At 59.8% G+C, this 13,032-nt stretch carries 15 protein-coding genes; 14 read left to right on the top strand and 1 reads right to left on the bottom strand.

The genetic code is table 11. From position 1 onward, the window contains the following. The first annotated feature begins 42 nt into the window (after positions 1–42). From flgB to fliP, 10 genes are read left to right on the top strand one after another with little or no spacing between them, the layout of a single operon-like run. A complete protein-coding gene (gene flgB / locus B3605_RS09310; protein ID WP_112942779.1) occupies positions 43–435 on the top strand; it encodes a flagellar basal body rod protein FlgB in 393 nt (130 codons plus the stop codon). Between the two features lie 4 nt (positions 436–439). Then, positions 440–856 (top strand): flagellar basal body rod protein FlgC, encoded by a 417-nt coding sequence (gene flgC / locus B3605_RS09305; protein WP_112942778.1) that lies wholly within the window; start codon positions 440–442, stop codon positions 854–856. Then, a complete protein-coding gene (locus B3605_RS09300; protein WP_112942777.1) occupies positions 856–1,182 on the top strand; it encodes a flagellar hook-basal body complex protein FliE in 327 nt (108 codons plus the stop codon). Before flgC ends, B3605_RS09300 begins: the two co-directional genes overlap by 1 nt. A gap of 20 nt (positions 1,183–1,202) precedes the next feature. Then, the gene (flgG, locus tag B3605_RS09295) at positions 1,203–1,991 is read left to right on the top strand and encodes a flagellar basal-body rod protein FlgG (protein ID WP_112942776.1); all 789 of its coding nucleotides are present in this window, start codon (positions 1,203–1,205) and stop codon (positions 1,989–1,991) included. 17 nt (positions 1,992–2,008) lie between these two features. Further along, positions 2,009–2,494 carry a flagellar basal body P-ring formation chaperone FlgA gene (flgA, locus tag B3605_RS09290; protein WP_112942775.1) on the top strand — a complete coding sequence of 162 codons (486 nt, stop codon included), beginning with the start codon at positions 2,009–2,011 and terminating at the stop codon, positions 2,492–2,494. Next, the gene (locus B3605_RS09285) at positions 2,491–3,612 is read left to right on the top strand and encodes a flagellar basal body P-ring protein FlgI (protein WP_112942774.1); all 1,122 of its coding nucleotides are present in this window, start codon (positions 2,491–2,493) and stop codon (positions 3,610–3,612) included. The genes flgA and B3605_RS09285 overlap by 4 nt, the downstream gene beginning before the upstream one ends. Continuing rightward, positions 3,609–4,157: a MotE family protein gene (locus tag B3605_RS09280; RefSeq protein WP_112942773.1), complete on the top strand. Its 549-nt coding sequence runs from the start codon at positions 3,609–3,611 to the stop codon at positions 4,155–4,157. Before B3605_RS09285 ends, B3605_RS09280 begins: the two co-directional genes overlap by 4 nt. Further along, complete coding sequence (flgH, locus tag B3605_RS09275) at positions 4,154–4,870, top strand: flagellar basal body L-ring protein FlgH (protein ID WP_112942772.1); 717 nt, start codon at positions 4,154–4,156, stop codon at positions 4,868–4,870. Before B3605_RS09280 ends, flgH begins: the two co-directional genes overlap by 4 nt. Before the next feature lie 11 nt (positions 4,871–4,881). Beyond that, on the top strand, positions 4,882–5,391 hold the full coding sequence (locus B3605_RS09270) for a flagellar basal body-associated FliL family protein (RefSeq protein ID WP_112942771.1): 510 nt from the start codon (positions 4,882–4,884) through the stop codon (positions 5,389–5,391). Next, positions 5,388–6,125, top strand: coding sequence for a flagellar type III secretion system pore protein FliP (gene fliP / locus B3605_RS09265; protein WP_112942770.1), 738 nt, complete (start codon positions 5,388–5,390; stop codon positions 6,123–6,125). The genes B3605_RS09270 and fliP overlap by 4 nt, the downstream gene beginning before the upstream one ends. Before the next feature lie 111 nt (positions 6,126–6,236). On the opposite strand, the gene B3605_RS09260 is transcribed toward fliP, so the two are convergent. After that, positions 6,237–8,144, bottom strand: coding sequence for a glycosyl transferase (locus tag B3605_RS09260; protein ID WP_112942869.1), 1,908 nt, complete (start codon positions 8,142–8,144; stop codon positions 6,237–6,239). Between the two features lie 380 nt (positions 8,145–8,524). Between B3605_RS09260 and B3605_RS09255 the strand changes: the two genes are divergently transcribed. From B3605_RS09255 to B3605_RS09240, 4 genes are all read left to right on the top strand, one after another. Then, positions 8,525–9,412 carry a flagellin gene (locus B3605_RS09255; protein WP_112942769.1) on the top strand — a complete coding sequence of 296 codons (888 nt, stop codon included), beginning with the start codon at positions 8,525–8,527 and terminating at the stop codon, positions 9,410–9,412. A 275-nt stretch (positions 9,413–9,687) separates the two neighbouring features. Beyond that, positions 9,688–10,578 (top strand): flagellin, encoded by an 891-nt coding sequence (locus tag B3605_RS09250; protein WP_112942768.1) that lies wholly within the window; start codon positions 9,688–9,690, stop codon positions 10,576–10,578. Positions 10,579–10,837: 259 nt separating this feature from the next. Then, positions 10,838–11,746, top strand: a complete 909-nt coding sequence (locus B3605_RS09245) for a flagellin (protein ID WP_112942767.1) — start codon at positions 10,838–10,840, stop codon at positions 11,744–11,746. Positions 11,747–12,033: 287 nt separating this feature from the next. Beyond that, positions 12,034–12,999, top strand: coding sequence for a flagellin (locus B3605_RS09240; protein ID WP_112942766.1), 966 nt, complete (start codon positions 12,034–12,036; stop codon positions 12,997–12,999). Positions 13,000–13,032 lie beyond the last annotated feature (33 nt).

Below are 13,032 nucleotides of genomic sequence, written 5' to 3'. Positions count from 1 at the left end.
AGATTACCGACCTAGGTTCACGGCAGTAAAAAGGAGAGTTCCATGCAACCGATTCAACTGTTCGACTTGGCCTCGCGGCAGGCGGAATGGCTGACGATTCGTCAGGAAGTCGTTGCCGGCAACATCGCGAACGCGAACACGCCAAAGTATCGCGCCAAGGACATCACGCCTTTCCAGGCCGTTCTCGACCATTCGGACGTGGCGATGGCGCGGACCAATGCCGCGCATCTGAGCGGCAACGATCTCAGCACCAAGAACGACATCGACGTCAAGGATGCCGCTCTCGACGAAGAGATGGGCGTACAGGAATCGGGCAACACGGTTGGTCTCGCCGAGGAGCTCTCCAAGGCTGGCGAAATCAAGCGACAGTATGAGCTGAACACCTCGCTCGTCGGATCTTTCAACCGCTTGATGCTTATGACTGTGAAGAGCTAAGAACATGGATCCTTTGTCAGCCGCTTCCAAAATCGCAGCCTCCGGTCTCGAGGCGCAGTCGACGCGTCTTCGCATCGTCTCCGAAAACATCGCAAACTCGCGCTCCACGGGGGATACCCCAGGCGCCGATCCTTACCGTCGCAAGACCATAACCTTCGGCGAAGCCATGGATCGCGCAACGGGCGTGACGACGGTCAACGTCAAGAAGCTGGGCGTCGATGAATCGAAGTTCAGCACCGAATTCGATCCCAACAATCCTGCTGCGGACGCCCAGGGCGTGGTCAAGCTTCCGAACGTCAACATGCTGGTCGAGATGGCCGACATGCGCGAAGCCAACCGCTCCTACGACGCCAACCTGCAGGTCATCAAGCAGACCCGCGATCTCGTTTCATCGACAATCGACCTTCTGAAGAGCCAATAATGATTAACAGCATAAACAGCCTCAGCTCCCTGTCGGTAACGCGCGATCTGAGCGGCGTCGATCTCGGCAAATCCCAGGCCTCCTCGTCCGCCCAGAGCGCCACCAACGACGCCAGCTTCGCTTCCGTCCTCGGCAATGCGGCAACTAGCGCCGTCAATTCGATCAAGGGCGCCGAGAACATGTCGTTCGAAGCCATCAAGGGCACCGCGACGACACGTGAAGTCGTCGATGCCGTGATGCAGGCACAGCAGACCCTTCAAACCGCCATTGCCATTCGAGACAAGGTCGTTTCGGCCTTTCTCGAAGTGACCAAGATGCAGATGTAGTTGATTTTGAGGATTGAGCCATGAGAGCGCTTGCCATTGCAGCAACGGGCATGGATGCCCAGCAGACCAACCTTGAGGTCATCGCGAACAACATCGCGAACATCAATACCACAGGCTTCAAGCGCGCCCGCGCCGAGTTTACGGATCTGCTCTACCAGACCGAACGCGCACAGGGCGTCTCCAACCGCGCCAACCAGGCAATCGTGCCCGAGGGCGCCAACATCGGTCTCGGTGTCCAGACCTCGGCTGTCCGCAACCTGCACATCCAGGGCGAACTCGCCCAGACCGGCAACGACCTCGACGTGGCCCTCATCGGCCGTGGCTTCTTCCAGATCCAGGCGCCCGACGGCACGACGCTCTACACCCGCGCCGGCGCGTTCAACAAGAACGAGACCGGCCAGATCGTCACCGTCGACGGCTACACCGTCGCGCCGAACATCACCATTCCCGTCGGTTCGACGCAGCTTACCATCAGCCGCTCCGGTGAAGTCACCGCGGTGTTGCCGGGCCAGACAACGCCCACGACCCTCGGACAGCTGCAGATCGCCGACTTCGTCAATGAAGCAGGTCTGAAGCCGCTCGGCGACAACCTCTTCCAGGAAACGCCCGCTTCCGGCCAGCCGGTCGTCGGCACGCCTGACGATCCGGGCTACGGCTATCTCAAGCAGAGCTACCTGGAATCGTCCAACGTCGACCCGGTGAAGGAAATCACCGAGCTGATCTCGGCACAGCGCGCTTACGAAATGAACTCCAAAGTCATCACAACCGCCGACGAAATGGCCTCCATCGTCAGCAAGAACCTGAAGTAACAGGGAAGGGCCGAAACATGACGTTTTGCCGGGTAGAACATCTTCGTGGATGGGCGAAAGCCGCACTCGTTGCGGCCATGACCCTTTCGGCGCCGACGGCTTTTGCCGCCGCCGACATGGGTTACGCGGTCATTCCGACCACCATCATCTATCCCGGCGAAACGATCTCCAGCGCCCAGCTGCAGGAAGTCGAGGTCACCAATCCCAATCTGCAGGGCGATTACGCCAAGTCCATTCACGAGGTGGACGGCATGATTTCCAAGCGTACCCTGCTTCCCGGCCAGTCGATTTCCGTCTCGGCGCTGCGCGAACCCTATACCGTTACACGCGGTTCTTCGATCCGCCTGGTCTTCACGGTTGGCGCGATGGCGATCTCGGCCGCCGGCTCCCCGCTTGAAGACGGCATGACCGGCCAGATGGTCCGTGTCCGCAACATGGACTCCGGCGTAATCGTCAGCGGCACCGTGCTCGCGAATGGCACCATACACGTGGCTGCAAAATGAAGATTCTATTCCGCCTTTTCATCGCACTCGCAATGCTCGCGCCAAACGTCCTGGCTGTCACGCCGGCGGCGGCAATGAGCTCGCGCATCAAGGATATCGCCTCGTTGCAGGCGGGTCGCGACAACCAGCTGATAGGCTACGGCCTCATCGTCGGTCTCCAGGGGACCGGCGATGGCTTCCGTGCATCGCCCTTCACCGAGCAGTCGATGCGCGCGATGCTGCAGAACCTCGGCATCTCCACGCAGGGCGGCCAGTCGAACGCCAAGAACACCGCGGCCGTCATGGTCACCGCCAACCTGCCGCCATTCGCAAGCCCCGGCAGCCGGCTCGACGTCAACGTCAGCTCGCTGGGTGATGCCACGTCGCTGCGCGGCGGAACGCTGATCATGACCTCGCTGTCGGGCGCCGATGGCCAGATTTACGCCGTCGCCCAGGGCTCGGTGGTCGTCTCCGGCTTCACGGCACAGGGCCAGGCTGCAACGGTTACCGAAGGCGTGACGACGGCCGGTCGCGTCCCAAGTGGCGCCATCATCGAGCGTGAACTTCCCTCGCGCTTCAAGGATTCGGTCAACCTCGTCCTGCAACTGCGCAATCCGGATTTCTCGACCGCCGTGCGCATCGCCGACGTGGTCAACGGCTACGCCCGCGCTCGTTTCGGCGGCCCGGTTGCCGAGCCGAAGGACGCGCAGGAAGTGATCGTCCAGAAGCCGCGCGAAGCGGACCTGACGCGCCTGATGGCCGATATCGAAAATCTCGCTGTCGAAACCGATACGCCGGCCAAGGTCGTGATCAACGAGCGGACGGGCACGATCGTCATCGGCGCCGACGTCAGGGTCTCACCGGTCGCCGTCAGCTATGGCACGCTCACCGTGCAGGTCACCGAAACGCCACAGGTCATTCAGCCGGAACCCTTCTCGCGCGGCGTCACAGCCGTCCAGCCGCAGACCGATATCCAAGCCCAGCAGACGGGTGGCAATGTCGCCCTGCTTGATGGGCCCGATCTGAAAACGCTGGTGGCCGGCCTCAACAACATCGGCGTCAAGCCCGATGGCATCATCGCCATCCTCCAGGGCATCAAGTCGGCCGGTGCGCTGCAAGCGGAGCTTGTCCTGCAATGACGAAGACCTCTTTTGCGAACATGACGGTTTCGGAACTGGCGAAGCACCTGGTCTTGCCCACGGCTGCTGTCGTCATGCTGACCATCCCTGGCGCCTTCGCGCAGGAGGCACGCACCTCGGCGGGCGGCGAGCTGACCTCCGAGGAAGAAATCAAGCAGTTCTGCAGCAACATCGCCGAGCCCGCGCGCGACCAGCGCTATCTGCTGCAGAAGCAGGAACTCGACAAGCTCAGGGCCGACGTTGATAGCCGCATGGCCGAAATGACGAAGCGCCGCGACGAGTATCAGGACTGGCTGAAGCGTCGGAACGACTTCCTGAAGCAGGCCGAGGCCGGACTGACCGATATCTACAAGAAGATGAAGCCGGACGCCGCGGCGCAGCAGCTTCAGGAAGTGAAGATCGAAGTGGCGGCCGCCGTGATCATGCGGCTGAACGCCACGCAGTCGAGCCTGATCCTGAACGAGATGGACCCGCAGAAGGCAGCGGTCATCGCCAACATCATCGCCAGCGCGTCCGATCCCAATACGTCGAAGGACCCCTCATGAAGAAGCGTTTCCCGGTCGCGATTGCCGCTGTAGCCATTCTGGCCGGCTGCCAATCCCCGCAGGCGATCAACGAGATCGGCCGTGCGCCCGCCATGAGCCCGATCGGCAGCGGTCTCGCCTATGGCCAGACACAGCAGATGTCGATGTATCCGAAGCAGCCGCGCCAGGTCGCCCAAGGCTATTCGCTCTGGAGCGATTCCAAGGCCGCTCTGTTCAAGGACGCACGCGCGCTCAACGTCGGCGATATCCTGACCGTCAACATCTCGATCAACGACAAGGGCTCGTTCGAAAACAACAGCAAGCGCAGTCGCGAGAACAGCAGTGGGTTGAACTGGGACGCGCAGGCCAACATCCTCGGCTGGAACCCGTCGTCGAAAACCGACGTGACCTATGGCTCCGACACGAGCACGGATGGTAAGGGCAAGATCGAACGCACCGACAAGCTGAACCTGATGGTCGCGGCCGTCGTCACCGGCATCCTCGAAAACGGCAATCTTGTTGTCAGCGGCTCGCAGGAAGTGCGCCTTAACCAGGAACTGCGCATCTTGAACGTCGCCGGTATCGTGCGTCCGCAGGACGTGACCGCCGACAACGAAATCTCCTACGACAGGATCGCCGAAGCGCGCATCTCCTATGGTGGCCGCGGCCGCCTGATGGAAGTGCAGCAGCCCCCGCGCGGCCAGCAGGCCGTCGATATCCTCTCGCCACTCTAAGGTCCGGCAAAATGGCAGACGCAGAAGGCACCGAGGGCCAGCCGAAGAAGAAGTCGGCGATGATGATGACGATCATCGGCCTCGCCGTCCTGACACTCCTTGGCGGCGGCGGTGGCTGGGTCGTTGGTGGCATGATCGCGCCCAGCGTGAAATCCGCAAAAGAGGCGGAACAGCCCGCCGAGGCGGCCGAGAAGGCGAAGGCCGGCGAGACCGGACTCCAGAAGATCTCGACGGAAGCCAACAACGTCGTTCAGCTCGAGCCGATCACCTCGAATCTTGCCTATCCCTCGGAGAACTGGGTGCGCCTCGAAGTGGCGCTGCTCTTCTCCGGCCCGCCGGATGTGAAGCTCGCCGAGGATATCCATCAGGACATCATGGCCTATATCCGGACTGTTTCGCTGCAGCAGATCGAGGGCCCGCGCGGCTTCGAATATCTTAGGGATGACATCCAGGAGCGTGTTGACCTTCGGGCGCAGGGACGCGTATCGAAAGTCATGTTCAGGACCTTCGTCATCGAATGATTCGATTCCTAGTGATCTTGGCTGCCATGATGGCGGTCCCGGAGCTGGCGCATGCGCAGCAGCTCCCGTCGAACCTGCTCAACCTGCCGGTGGACGGTTCGGTTGCGGCGTGGATCATCCGCACCTTCGGTCTCTTGACCGTTCTGTCGGTCGCGCCCGGCATTCTGATCATGGTGACGAGCTTCCCGCGCTTCGTCATCGCCTTCTCCATTCTGCGCACCGGCCTCGGCCTCGCCTCCACTCCCTCGAACATGATCTTGCTGTCGCTGTCGCTGTTCATGACCTTCTATGTCATGCAGCCGACCTTCGATCAGGCATGGAAGGATGGGGTTCAGCCGCTCTTGGCGAACCAGATCAACGAGCAGCAGGCTGTCGAACGCATCGCTGAACCGTTCCGCACCTTCATGACGCGCAATACCCGCGACAAGGATCTGGCGCTCTTCGTCGATCTCGCCCGTGAGCGCGGCCAGACGGTCGATACCGGCGCCACGATCGATTATCGCGTACTTGTTCCCGCTTTCATGATCTCGGAAATCCGGCGCGGCTTTGAAATCGGCTTCCTGGTCGTCCTTCCCTTCCTCGTCATCGACCTGATCGTCGCGACCATCACCATGGCCATGGGCATGATGATGCTGCCGCCGACATCGATCTCCCTGCCGTTCAAGATCCTGTTCTTCGTCCTGATCGACGGCTGGAACCTGCTTGTCGGCAGTCTGGTTCGTTCCTTCAACTGACGCGCTGCACAGGCAGCGCTTCTCGATCTTCCAAAACAAAAGGCCGGCGATCAGATCGCCGGCCTTTTGTTTTGATGTTAGCGGAAGGTCGCGAACCCGTCGCGGCCCAAGTCAGAACGGTGAGGTTCTGACGGGCAGGGCGGGCACGTCGAGATGGTCAGGCCCCAGCCCCTGCTTGGCGCGCTCGACTGCCATCTCGTAGGCTGTCTCGAGGTGCCGGCAGAAGCGTTCCGCGTCGAACAGCGGCTTGATCATCTTGTTGTCGTCGATCGTTTGCTTGAACGCGGCGATCCGCTCCGGATTCTCGTAGAGAGCAACAGCCATGTCTTCGTAGGCCTGCGCATCGTCGGCTACCAGCTCGGGCAGCCCGATCGCATTCAGCAGGCTCTCGGTCACGCGCGAGGCGAAGTTGGTGCCCTTCAGCGTCAGCACAGGCAAGCCACCCCAGAGCTGCTCCGACGTCGTGGTGTGGCCGTTGTACGGCCAGGTGTCGAGCGCAAGATCGGCCGCCTGCTGCCTGTCGATATGGCTGCGATAATCCGCATGCCCGCAGAAGACGAGACGCTTGGCGGGAATTCCCCGGCTTTTGAAATATTCGCGGAGATTGGCCTCCGTCTGCTTCGAGACCGCCATCATCCACAGTACGCTGTTCGGCGCGCGGCGAAGCACGTTGCACCAGACGTCGACCGTCTCCGGCGTGATCTTACGGCTGGCATTGAACGATGCGAAAACGAATTTGTCGTCGGGCAGGCCGAATTCACCGCGATCCACGAAGCCGGGCGTCGGCCGGTGGAAGGGATCGTTCGGCTGGTAGGTGTCCGGCAAACGGATGAATTTTTCGTGATAATGCGGGCGCGAGGAATCGGGCAGAACGAACCGGTCGCCGATAATGTAGTCGACATCGGTGTTCGTCGCGCTGCCCGGAAAGCCGAGCCAGGAAATCTGGATCGGCGCGGGGCCCTTGTTCAGAACGTGATAGCGCGTTTCGAATGTCGGGCCCTTGAGATCAACGAGAATATCGATCCCATCGGCCCGCATCCGCTCGGCCATCGCCGCGTCGGATAGATCACCCACCTCGACGACCCGACCCCAGAGGCTTCGGTCGAAGGTGTTGTGCTCGAGGTTCGAAGCGCGCGAATGGCAATAGAGCGTGATCTCGAAACGCTCCCTGTCGTGGAGCTCCAGAACACGGCCCATCAGCTTCATGGTCGCGTGCTGCTCGAAGAGGTCGTTGGAGAGATAGCCGACCCGAATCTTGTCCGCCCACTGATGCGGTCGCGTCCGTCGTGCGTTTGTCTGCTCGACGGTCACGGCATTGTTCATGCTCGAGGTCAGGCGATTCAGCGCTTCGTCGCCACACCACTGGAGATTATAAAATTCGCTCTCATGGTGCAGGAACGCGGTCTGGCCATTGGCGATCAACTCGTCGATGATCTGCTTGTGCAGCTTGATGCTGGTGAGATCGCTGACATGCCGGGCGAACATCAGATAGAGGAAACGCAGCGGCACCAGCTTGGGGAAGCGCTTGAACAGGTTGCGGATCAGGAGTGCCTGGGTTTCGTCGCTCGGGTCGTTCTTGAGCAATCGGATCGCAAGCAGCGTGTGATCGCTGTTGCTGCTTTCGGCGAGCACCTTGACGAAAGGGCTGAGCAGCTCGTCTTGTCCGCGTTTCTTGTAGATGGAGGCCAGCGCGTAAGCCAGCTCGGCATCGAGACTGTGGTTCAGCATGTGCCGCAGGCCGAGCCTGATTGCCTCGTCGTGATTGCCCACCTCGAAATAAAGCAGCGCTGCCTTGCGGGAAAATTCCGATCCGCTTTGTCCCGCCTTCTCGCCGGCCACGGCAAATGCCATCGCCGCATCGGCCTTCATTCCCAGCTGCGACAGGGTACGGGCCAGCAAGGCGTAGGTCTTCGCGTCCTGCTGTGTCTCGAGCAACGCATTCAGCGTCTCCAACGACTTGGTATAGCGCCCGCTTTGATAGTCTTTTGACGCTGCGGAAAACGAAACCACACGATTCACGGTCAAACCTCGTTCAGTTCTTTACGCGGCAAACATCGGGTCCCGCGGGTATGTTCGCCACGGACCCAATGAGGCCATTATGGCGCAGAATGACACGTGAACCTTGCCTGAGGCAGGAAACAGTAACCGTCTCCACTGAGGTCGAAAATGACGTTCGCCTGTTTAAGCTCTCCTTTAACGACTAGTTAACCATTTGTATTCGTTTGAGAAACGGGAGAGGGTCATTAATTAGTCCGCAAGGTTTTGCTGCGAAAGTCATCCTCGACATGACGGGTTTGGTCCCAATGCAGAATGACCAAGTGGCATGAAGCCGAACCGTCATTGCCGGTACATAAGTCCGGTAATGTCCTCCATTGGTATCGAATTTCGGGGACGGATCCATGACAAGCATTAACACCAACAACTCCGCAATGGCAGCTCTTCAGACGCTGCGTAACGTCAACAACAACCTTTCGTCCACGCAGAGCGCTGTGTCGTCCGGTCTTCGCGTTGGCAAGGCTTCTGACAACGCTGCTTACTGGTCGATCGCAACGACCATGAAGTCTGACAACGGCGCTCTTTCGGCTGTTTCCGACGCACTCGGCATGGGTGCAGCAAAGATCGACACGGCTTACACCGCCGTTCAGAGCTCGATCGACGTCGTAACCGAAATCAAGGCCAAGCTTGTTGCCGCAACGGAAGACGGCGTCGACAAGGGCAAGATCAACGACGAAATCAAGCAGCTCCAGCAGCAGCTGACGAGCATTTCCGCTTCGGCTTCGTTCAACGGTGAAAACTGGGTTTCCAGCTCCGGCGCTGGCAAGACCATGTCGGTCGTTTCGTCCTTCATCCGCACCGCAGGCGGCGTCAGCGTATCGACGGCCGGCTACACCTCGACGGCAGACGACCTGCTGTTCGCTGGCGGCGCTGGTATCCTCGATCGTGACGGCAGCGGCACGGTCAGCGCCTCGATCTCTGAATTCTCGATCAGCTCGTCCAACACCAAGGGCGACATCGACAGCCTGATCACCGACGCGGAAACTGCCCTGAAGGGCATGACCTCGCTCGGCTCCAAGCTCGGTTCGCTCCAGAAGGGCATCGACCTGCAGAGCGACTTCGTTTCGAAGCTCAGCGACTCGATCGACTCCGGCGTTGGCCGTCTGGTCGATGCAGACATGGAAGAAGAGTCCAGCAAGCTTTCGGCACTGCAGACCCAGCAGCAGCTGGCGATCCAGTCGCTGTCGATCGCTAACTCCTCTTCGCAGAACATCCTGTCGCTCTTCCGTTAATAGCGGAAAACGCAAGAAATCTGACATCAGTGCGGCCGGGCTTTCCCGGCCGCATTTTTTTATTGCCCCCGTGGTTTCTGCTAAGTGTCGGGTATTTCTTAAATTTCTTCCCGACGAGTTTAGTGTTTCTTAACCATGTTGCGGTCATATGGGCTCATCGAAACGGTGAGTTGATCAGCAAATGCACGGTCAACAGGCATGACGCTGACCGCCGTTTCCGGTAATAGTCCGGAATGTCCCTTCGTACGAAAAATTGCCGATAAGGGGCTTTTTAAATGACCAGCATTCTCACGAACAATTCCGCAATGGCAGCTCTTCAGACGCTGCGCAGCGTGAACAACAACCTCTCGGACACCCAGAGCGCTGTGTCGTCTGGTCTCCGCGTCGGCAAGGCAGCTGACAATGCTGCTTACTGGTCGATCGCAACGACCATGAAGTCCGACAACGGCGCTCTCTCGGCCGTTTCCGACGCATTGGGCATGGGCGCCGCCAAGGTCGATACCGCCTACACCGCCGTCCAGAGCTCGATCGACGTCGTATCCGAAATCAAGGCCAAGCTCGTTGCTGCGACCGAAGACGGCGTCGACAAGGGCAAGATCAACGACGAAATCAAGCAGCTTCAGCAGCAGCTGAAAAGCATCTCCGCTTCGGCTTCGTTCAACGGTGAAAACTGGGTCTCCAGCGCAGTTGGCCAGACCATGTCGGTCGTCTCCTCCTTCATCCGTACTGCAGGCGGCGTCAGCGTCAGCACCTCGGGCTATTCCGCTCTTGCCGACGATCTGCTCTTCAGCGACGACCAGACCGGTATCCTGGATCGCCAAGGCTCCGGCACGCTCATCACCGACTCGATCTCCGAGTTCTCGATCACCTCGACCGACACCAAGGGTGCGATCGATGAACTGATCACCGACGCGGAAAGCGCTCTGAAGAGCATGACCTCGCTCGGCTCCAAGCTCGGCTCGCTGCAGAAGGGTATCGACCTGCAGACGGACTTCGTTTCCAAGCTCAGCGACTCGATCGACTCCGGCGTTGGCCGTCTGGTCGATGCGGACATGGAAGAAGAGTCCAGCAAGCTTTCGGCACTCCAGACCCAGCAGCAGCTCGCTGTTCAGTCGCTGTCGATCGCCAACTCCTCTTCGCAGAACATCCTCTCGCTGTTCCGCTAAGATCGCCGGCGCCTCCGGGCGCCCGCGTAAGGATACGCCTCCGCTTCGGTGGATGGTTTTCGAAGGCCGCGCTCTCCGGAGCGCGGCTTTTTTGTTGTCGTTAACTTTTTGTTAACCAAACTCATGTCTTGTGGCCATCATTAAACGGTATGTTAACCAAGCTTAAGAAGCGGTTAGCAGGCATGAGGCTGATGAACCGTTCCCGGCGGTAGACCGGGATGTCCCTTTTAAAAGTTTGCCAACAAGGGGCGCTCTTTTCATGACAAGCATTTTGACCAACGTTGCGGCGATGTCCGCGCTTCAGACACTCCGCGGCATCAACACCAATCTCGAGACGACACAGGGCAACGTGTCTTCGGGATATCGTGTTGCCGAAGCCAAGGACAACGCGGCCTACTGGTCGATCGCGACGACGATGCGCTCGGACAACAAGGCTCTCTCGGCTGTCTCCGACGCACTCGGTCTCGGTGCTGCCAAGGTCGACACGGCCTATGCCGCGATGGACAACGCCATCAACATCGTCAGCGAAATCAAGGCCAAGGTCGTCGCCGCCACCGAAAACGGTGTCGACAAGACCAAGATCCAGGATGAGATCGGGCAGCTCCAGCAGCAGCTCCTCAGCGTTGCGCAGTCGGCATCGTTCTCGGGCGAGAACTGGGTCGCCGGCAACGGCACGAAGAGCGTCGTCTCCTCCTTCGTCCGCGGCGCCAACGGCGAGGTCTCTGTCCAGACGACCGACTACACCCTTGACGACAATCCTGATGGCAACGTGCTCTTCGGCATGCAGCCAACCGGCGAGATCGACACCTCGACCGGCGTCATTGGCTCGGAATACGGCACCTACGGCTCCATCTACAACATGGATATCTCGCAGCTCAGCGTGGCCGACCTCAACACCACGCTCGGCAATGTGGAAACCGGCCTCAGCGCGCTCACCAAGGCCGCGTCGCAGCTGGGCTCGATTTCGACCCGCATCGACCTCCAGGACAGCTTCGTTTCCAATCTCAGCGATTCGATCGATTCAGGCGTCGGCCGCCTCGTCGATGCCGACATGGAAGAGGAATCGAGCAAGCTGACCGCGCTCCAGACCCAGCAGCAGCTGGCAATCCAGTCGCTCTCCATCGCCAACTCGAGCGCTCAGAACGTCCTCACCCTGTTCCAGAACTAAGCTGGTTCATCGGCGTCGCCAACGCCACAAAGACAATCGTCAGAACATTGAAAGCCGTCTCGAAAGACGCGGCTTTCTCTTTGTTTTTGAAAAGAGAATCAAGGTTGCGCGAGGCTTGCGAGACCGTTTGTCGGCTACTTGCGCTGGCTGTATGCCTTGGTTAACTTCTCTTCAGAATTGATTTGTTTAGCGACGAGCCGATCGGGAAATCCGGTTGGCGGCATGACGCCACACCTGTCGCTGCCGGCGGTCCGGTCTATCCTCTCCTCTACCATAGAGCTCCCAAAATGACCTATCGAATCACCAGCTCCGCACAGGTAAACGCTCTCGCCGCATTGCGGATCATCAATAAGGAAGCAGCGACGACCCAGCAGCAGGTATCATCGGGCATGCGCGTGGAAACGGCTGCGGATGATGCGACTTATTGGTCCTTTGCGAGCGTTCTGCGCTCCGACGGCAGCTCCATGACCAACATCCACGATGCGCTCGGTGTCGGTGCCTCGAAGGTCGACACCGCCTACACCGCGATGGACAGCCTGATCGATCAGCTGACCAGCATCCGCGCAACGCTCGTTAGCGCCAAGGAAGACGGCGTCGACAAGGAAAAGCTCAATACCACGATCGAGCAGCTCAAGCAGCAGATGAAGACGACAGTTCAGTCGACGAGCATTGCCGGCGAAAACTGGCTGTTCAACCAGGATCCTACGCTGACCACCTCGCGCTCGGTCATCGGTGGCTTCACCCGGGCGCCCTCCGGTGAATATCAGCCGCAGAACATCACATTCCCCGCTGACCAGACCGTCATGATCGACACCAGCAACGCCAATCGCGGCCTGCTCACCAAGTCCGTGGACGCCAGCACCTTGAACAACACCGGCTCGACGGCGCCGCGCAACTACTATCTGCTCAATGCCGGATCGGTGACCGGCGCCGACGGCGACGAGATCAAGCTCGACAACAACACCACGACCGAGCAGGTCGATGACATGATGTCTGTTGTCGATAATCTTCTCTCGACGCTCACCACGACCGCCGCTGGCCTCGGCACCATGAGCGCCCGCATCAACGACCGCATCGACTACACCGCCAACATGGCCGACATCATCGACAAGAATGTCGGTGCGCTTGTCGATACCGATATGGATGAGGCGTCGGTGCGTCAGACGGCGCTGCAGACGCAGCAGAAGATGGGCGTGCAGGCGGTTTCCATCCTCAACACTGTTGCCAGCAAGGTTCTCGTTCTGCTGCAGTAATCGCGGATCACGGTTGCGCGCCGCGCGACGGCG

The organism is Rhizobium sp. UBA1881 (assembly GCF_002338015.1).
Taxonomy (GTDB): Bacteria; Pseudomonadota; Alphaproteobacteria; order Rhizobiales; family Rhizobiaceae; genus Rhizobium.
Note: the sequence above shows the minus strand (reverse complement) of the source record. Positions and strands in the feature narration are given on the sequence as shown.

Bases quoted from the DNA above. Each gene is read 5' to 3' on its own strand.
- flgG (WP_112942776.1), top strand. From the start codon at position 1,203: ATGAGAGCGCTTGCCATTGCAGCAACGGGCATGGATGCCCAGCAGACC.
- B3605_RS09255 (WP_112942769.1), top strand. From the start codon at position 8,525: ATGACAAGCATTAACACCAACAACTCCGCAATGGCAGCTCTTCAGACG.
- flgC (WP_112942778.1), top strand. From the start codon at position 440: ATGGATCCTTTGTCAGCCGCTTCCAAAATCGCAGCCTCCGGTCTCGAG.
- B3605_RS09245 (WP_112942767.1), top strand. From the start codon at position 10,838: ATGACAAGCATTTTGACCAACGTTGCGGCGATGTCCGCGCTTCAGACA.
- B3605_RS09300 (WP_112942777.1), top strand. From the start codon at position 856: ATGATTAACAGCATAAACAGCCTCAGCTCCCTGTCGGTAACGCGCGAT.
- fliP (WP_112942770.1), top strand. From the start codon at position 5,388: ATGATTCGATTCCTAGTGATCTTGGCTGCCATGATGGCGGTCCCGGAG.
- B3605_RS09270 (WP_112942771.1), top strand. From the start codon at position 4,882: ATGGCAGACGCAGAAGGCACCGAGGGCCAGCCGAAGAAGAAGTCGGCG.
- B3605_RS09250 (WP_112942768.1), top strand. From the start codon at position 9,688: ATGACCAGCATTCTCACGAACAATTCCGCAATGGCAGCTCTTCAGACG.
- B3605_RS09240 (WP_112942766.1), top strand. From the start codon at position 12,034: ATGACCTATCGAATCACCAGCTCCGCACAGGTAAACGCTCTCGCCGCA.
- B3605_RS09285 (WP_112942774.1), top strand. From the start codon at position 2,491: ATGAAGATTCTATTCCGCCTTTTCATCGCACTCGCAATGCTCGCGCCA.
- B3605_RS09280 (WP_112942773.1), top strand. From the start codon at position 3,609: ATGACGAAGACCTCTTTTGCGAACATGACGGTTTCGGAACTGGCGAAG.
- flgA (WP_112942775.1), top strand. From the start codon at position 2,009: ATGACGTTTTGCCGGGTAGAACATCTTCGTGGATGGGCGAAAGCCGCA.
- flgB (WP_112942779.1), top strand. From the start codon at position 43: ATGCAACCGATTCAACTGTTCGACTTGGCCTCGCGGCAGGCGGAATGG.
- flgH (WP_112942772.1), top strand. From the start codon at position 4,154: ATGAAGAAGCGTTTCCCGGTCGCGATTGCCGCTGTAGCCATTCTGGCC.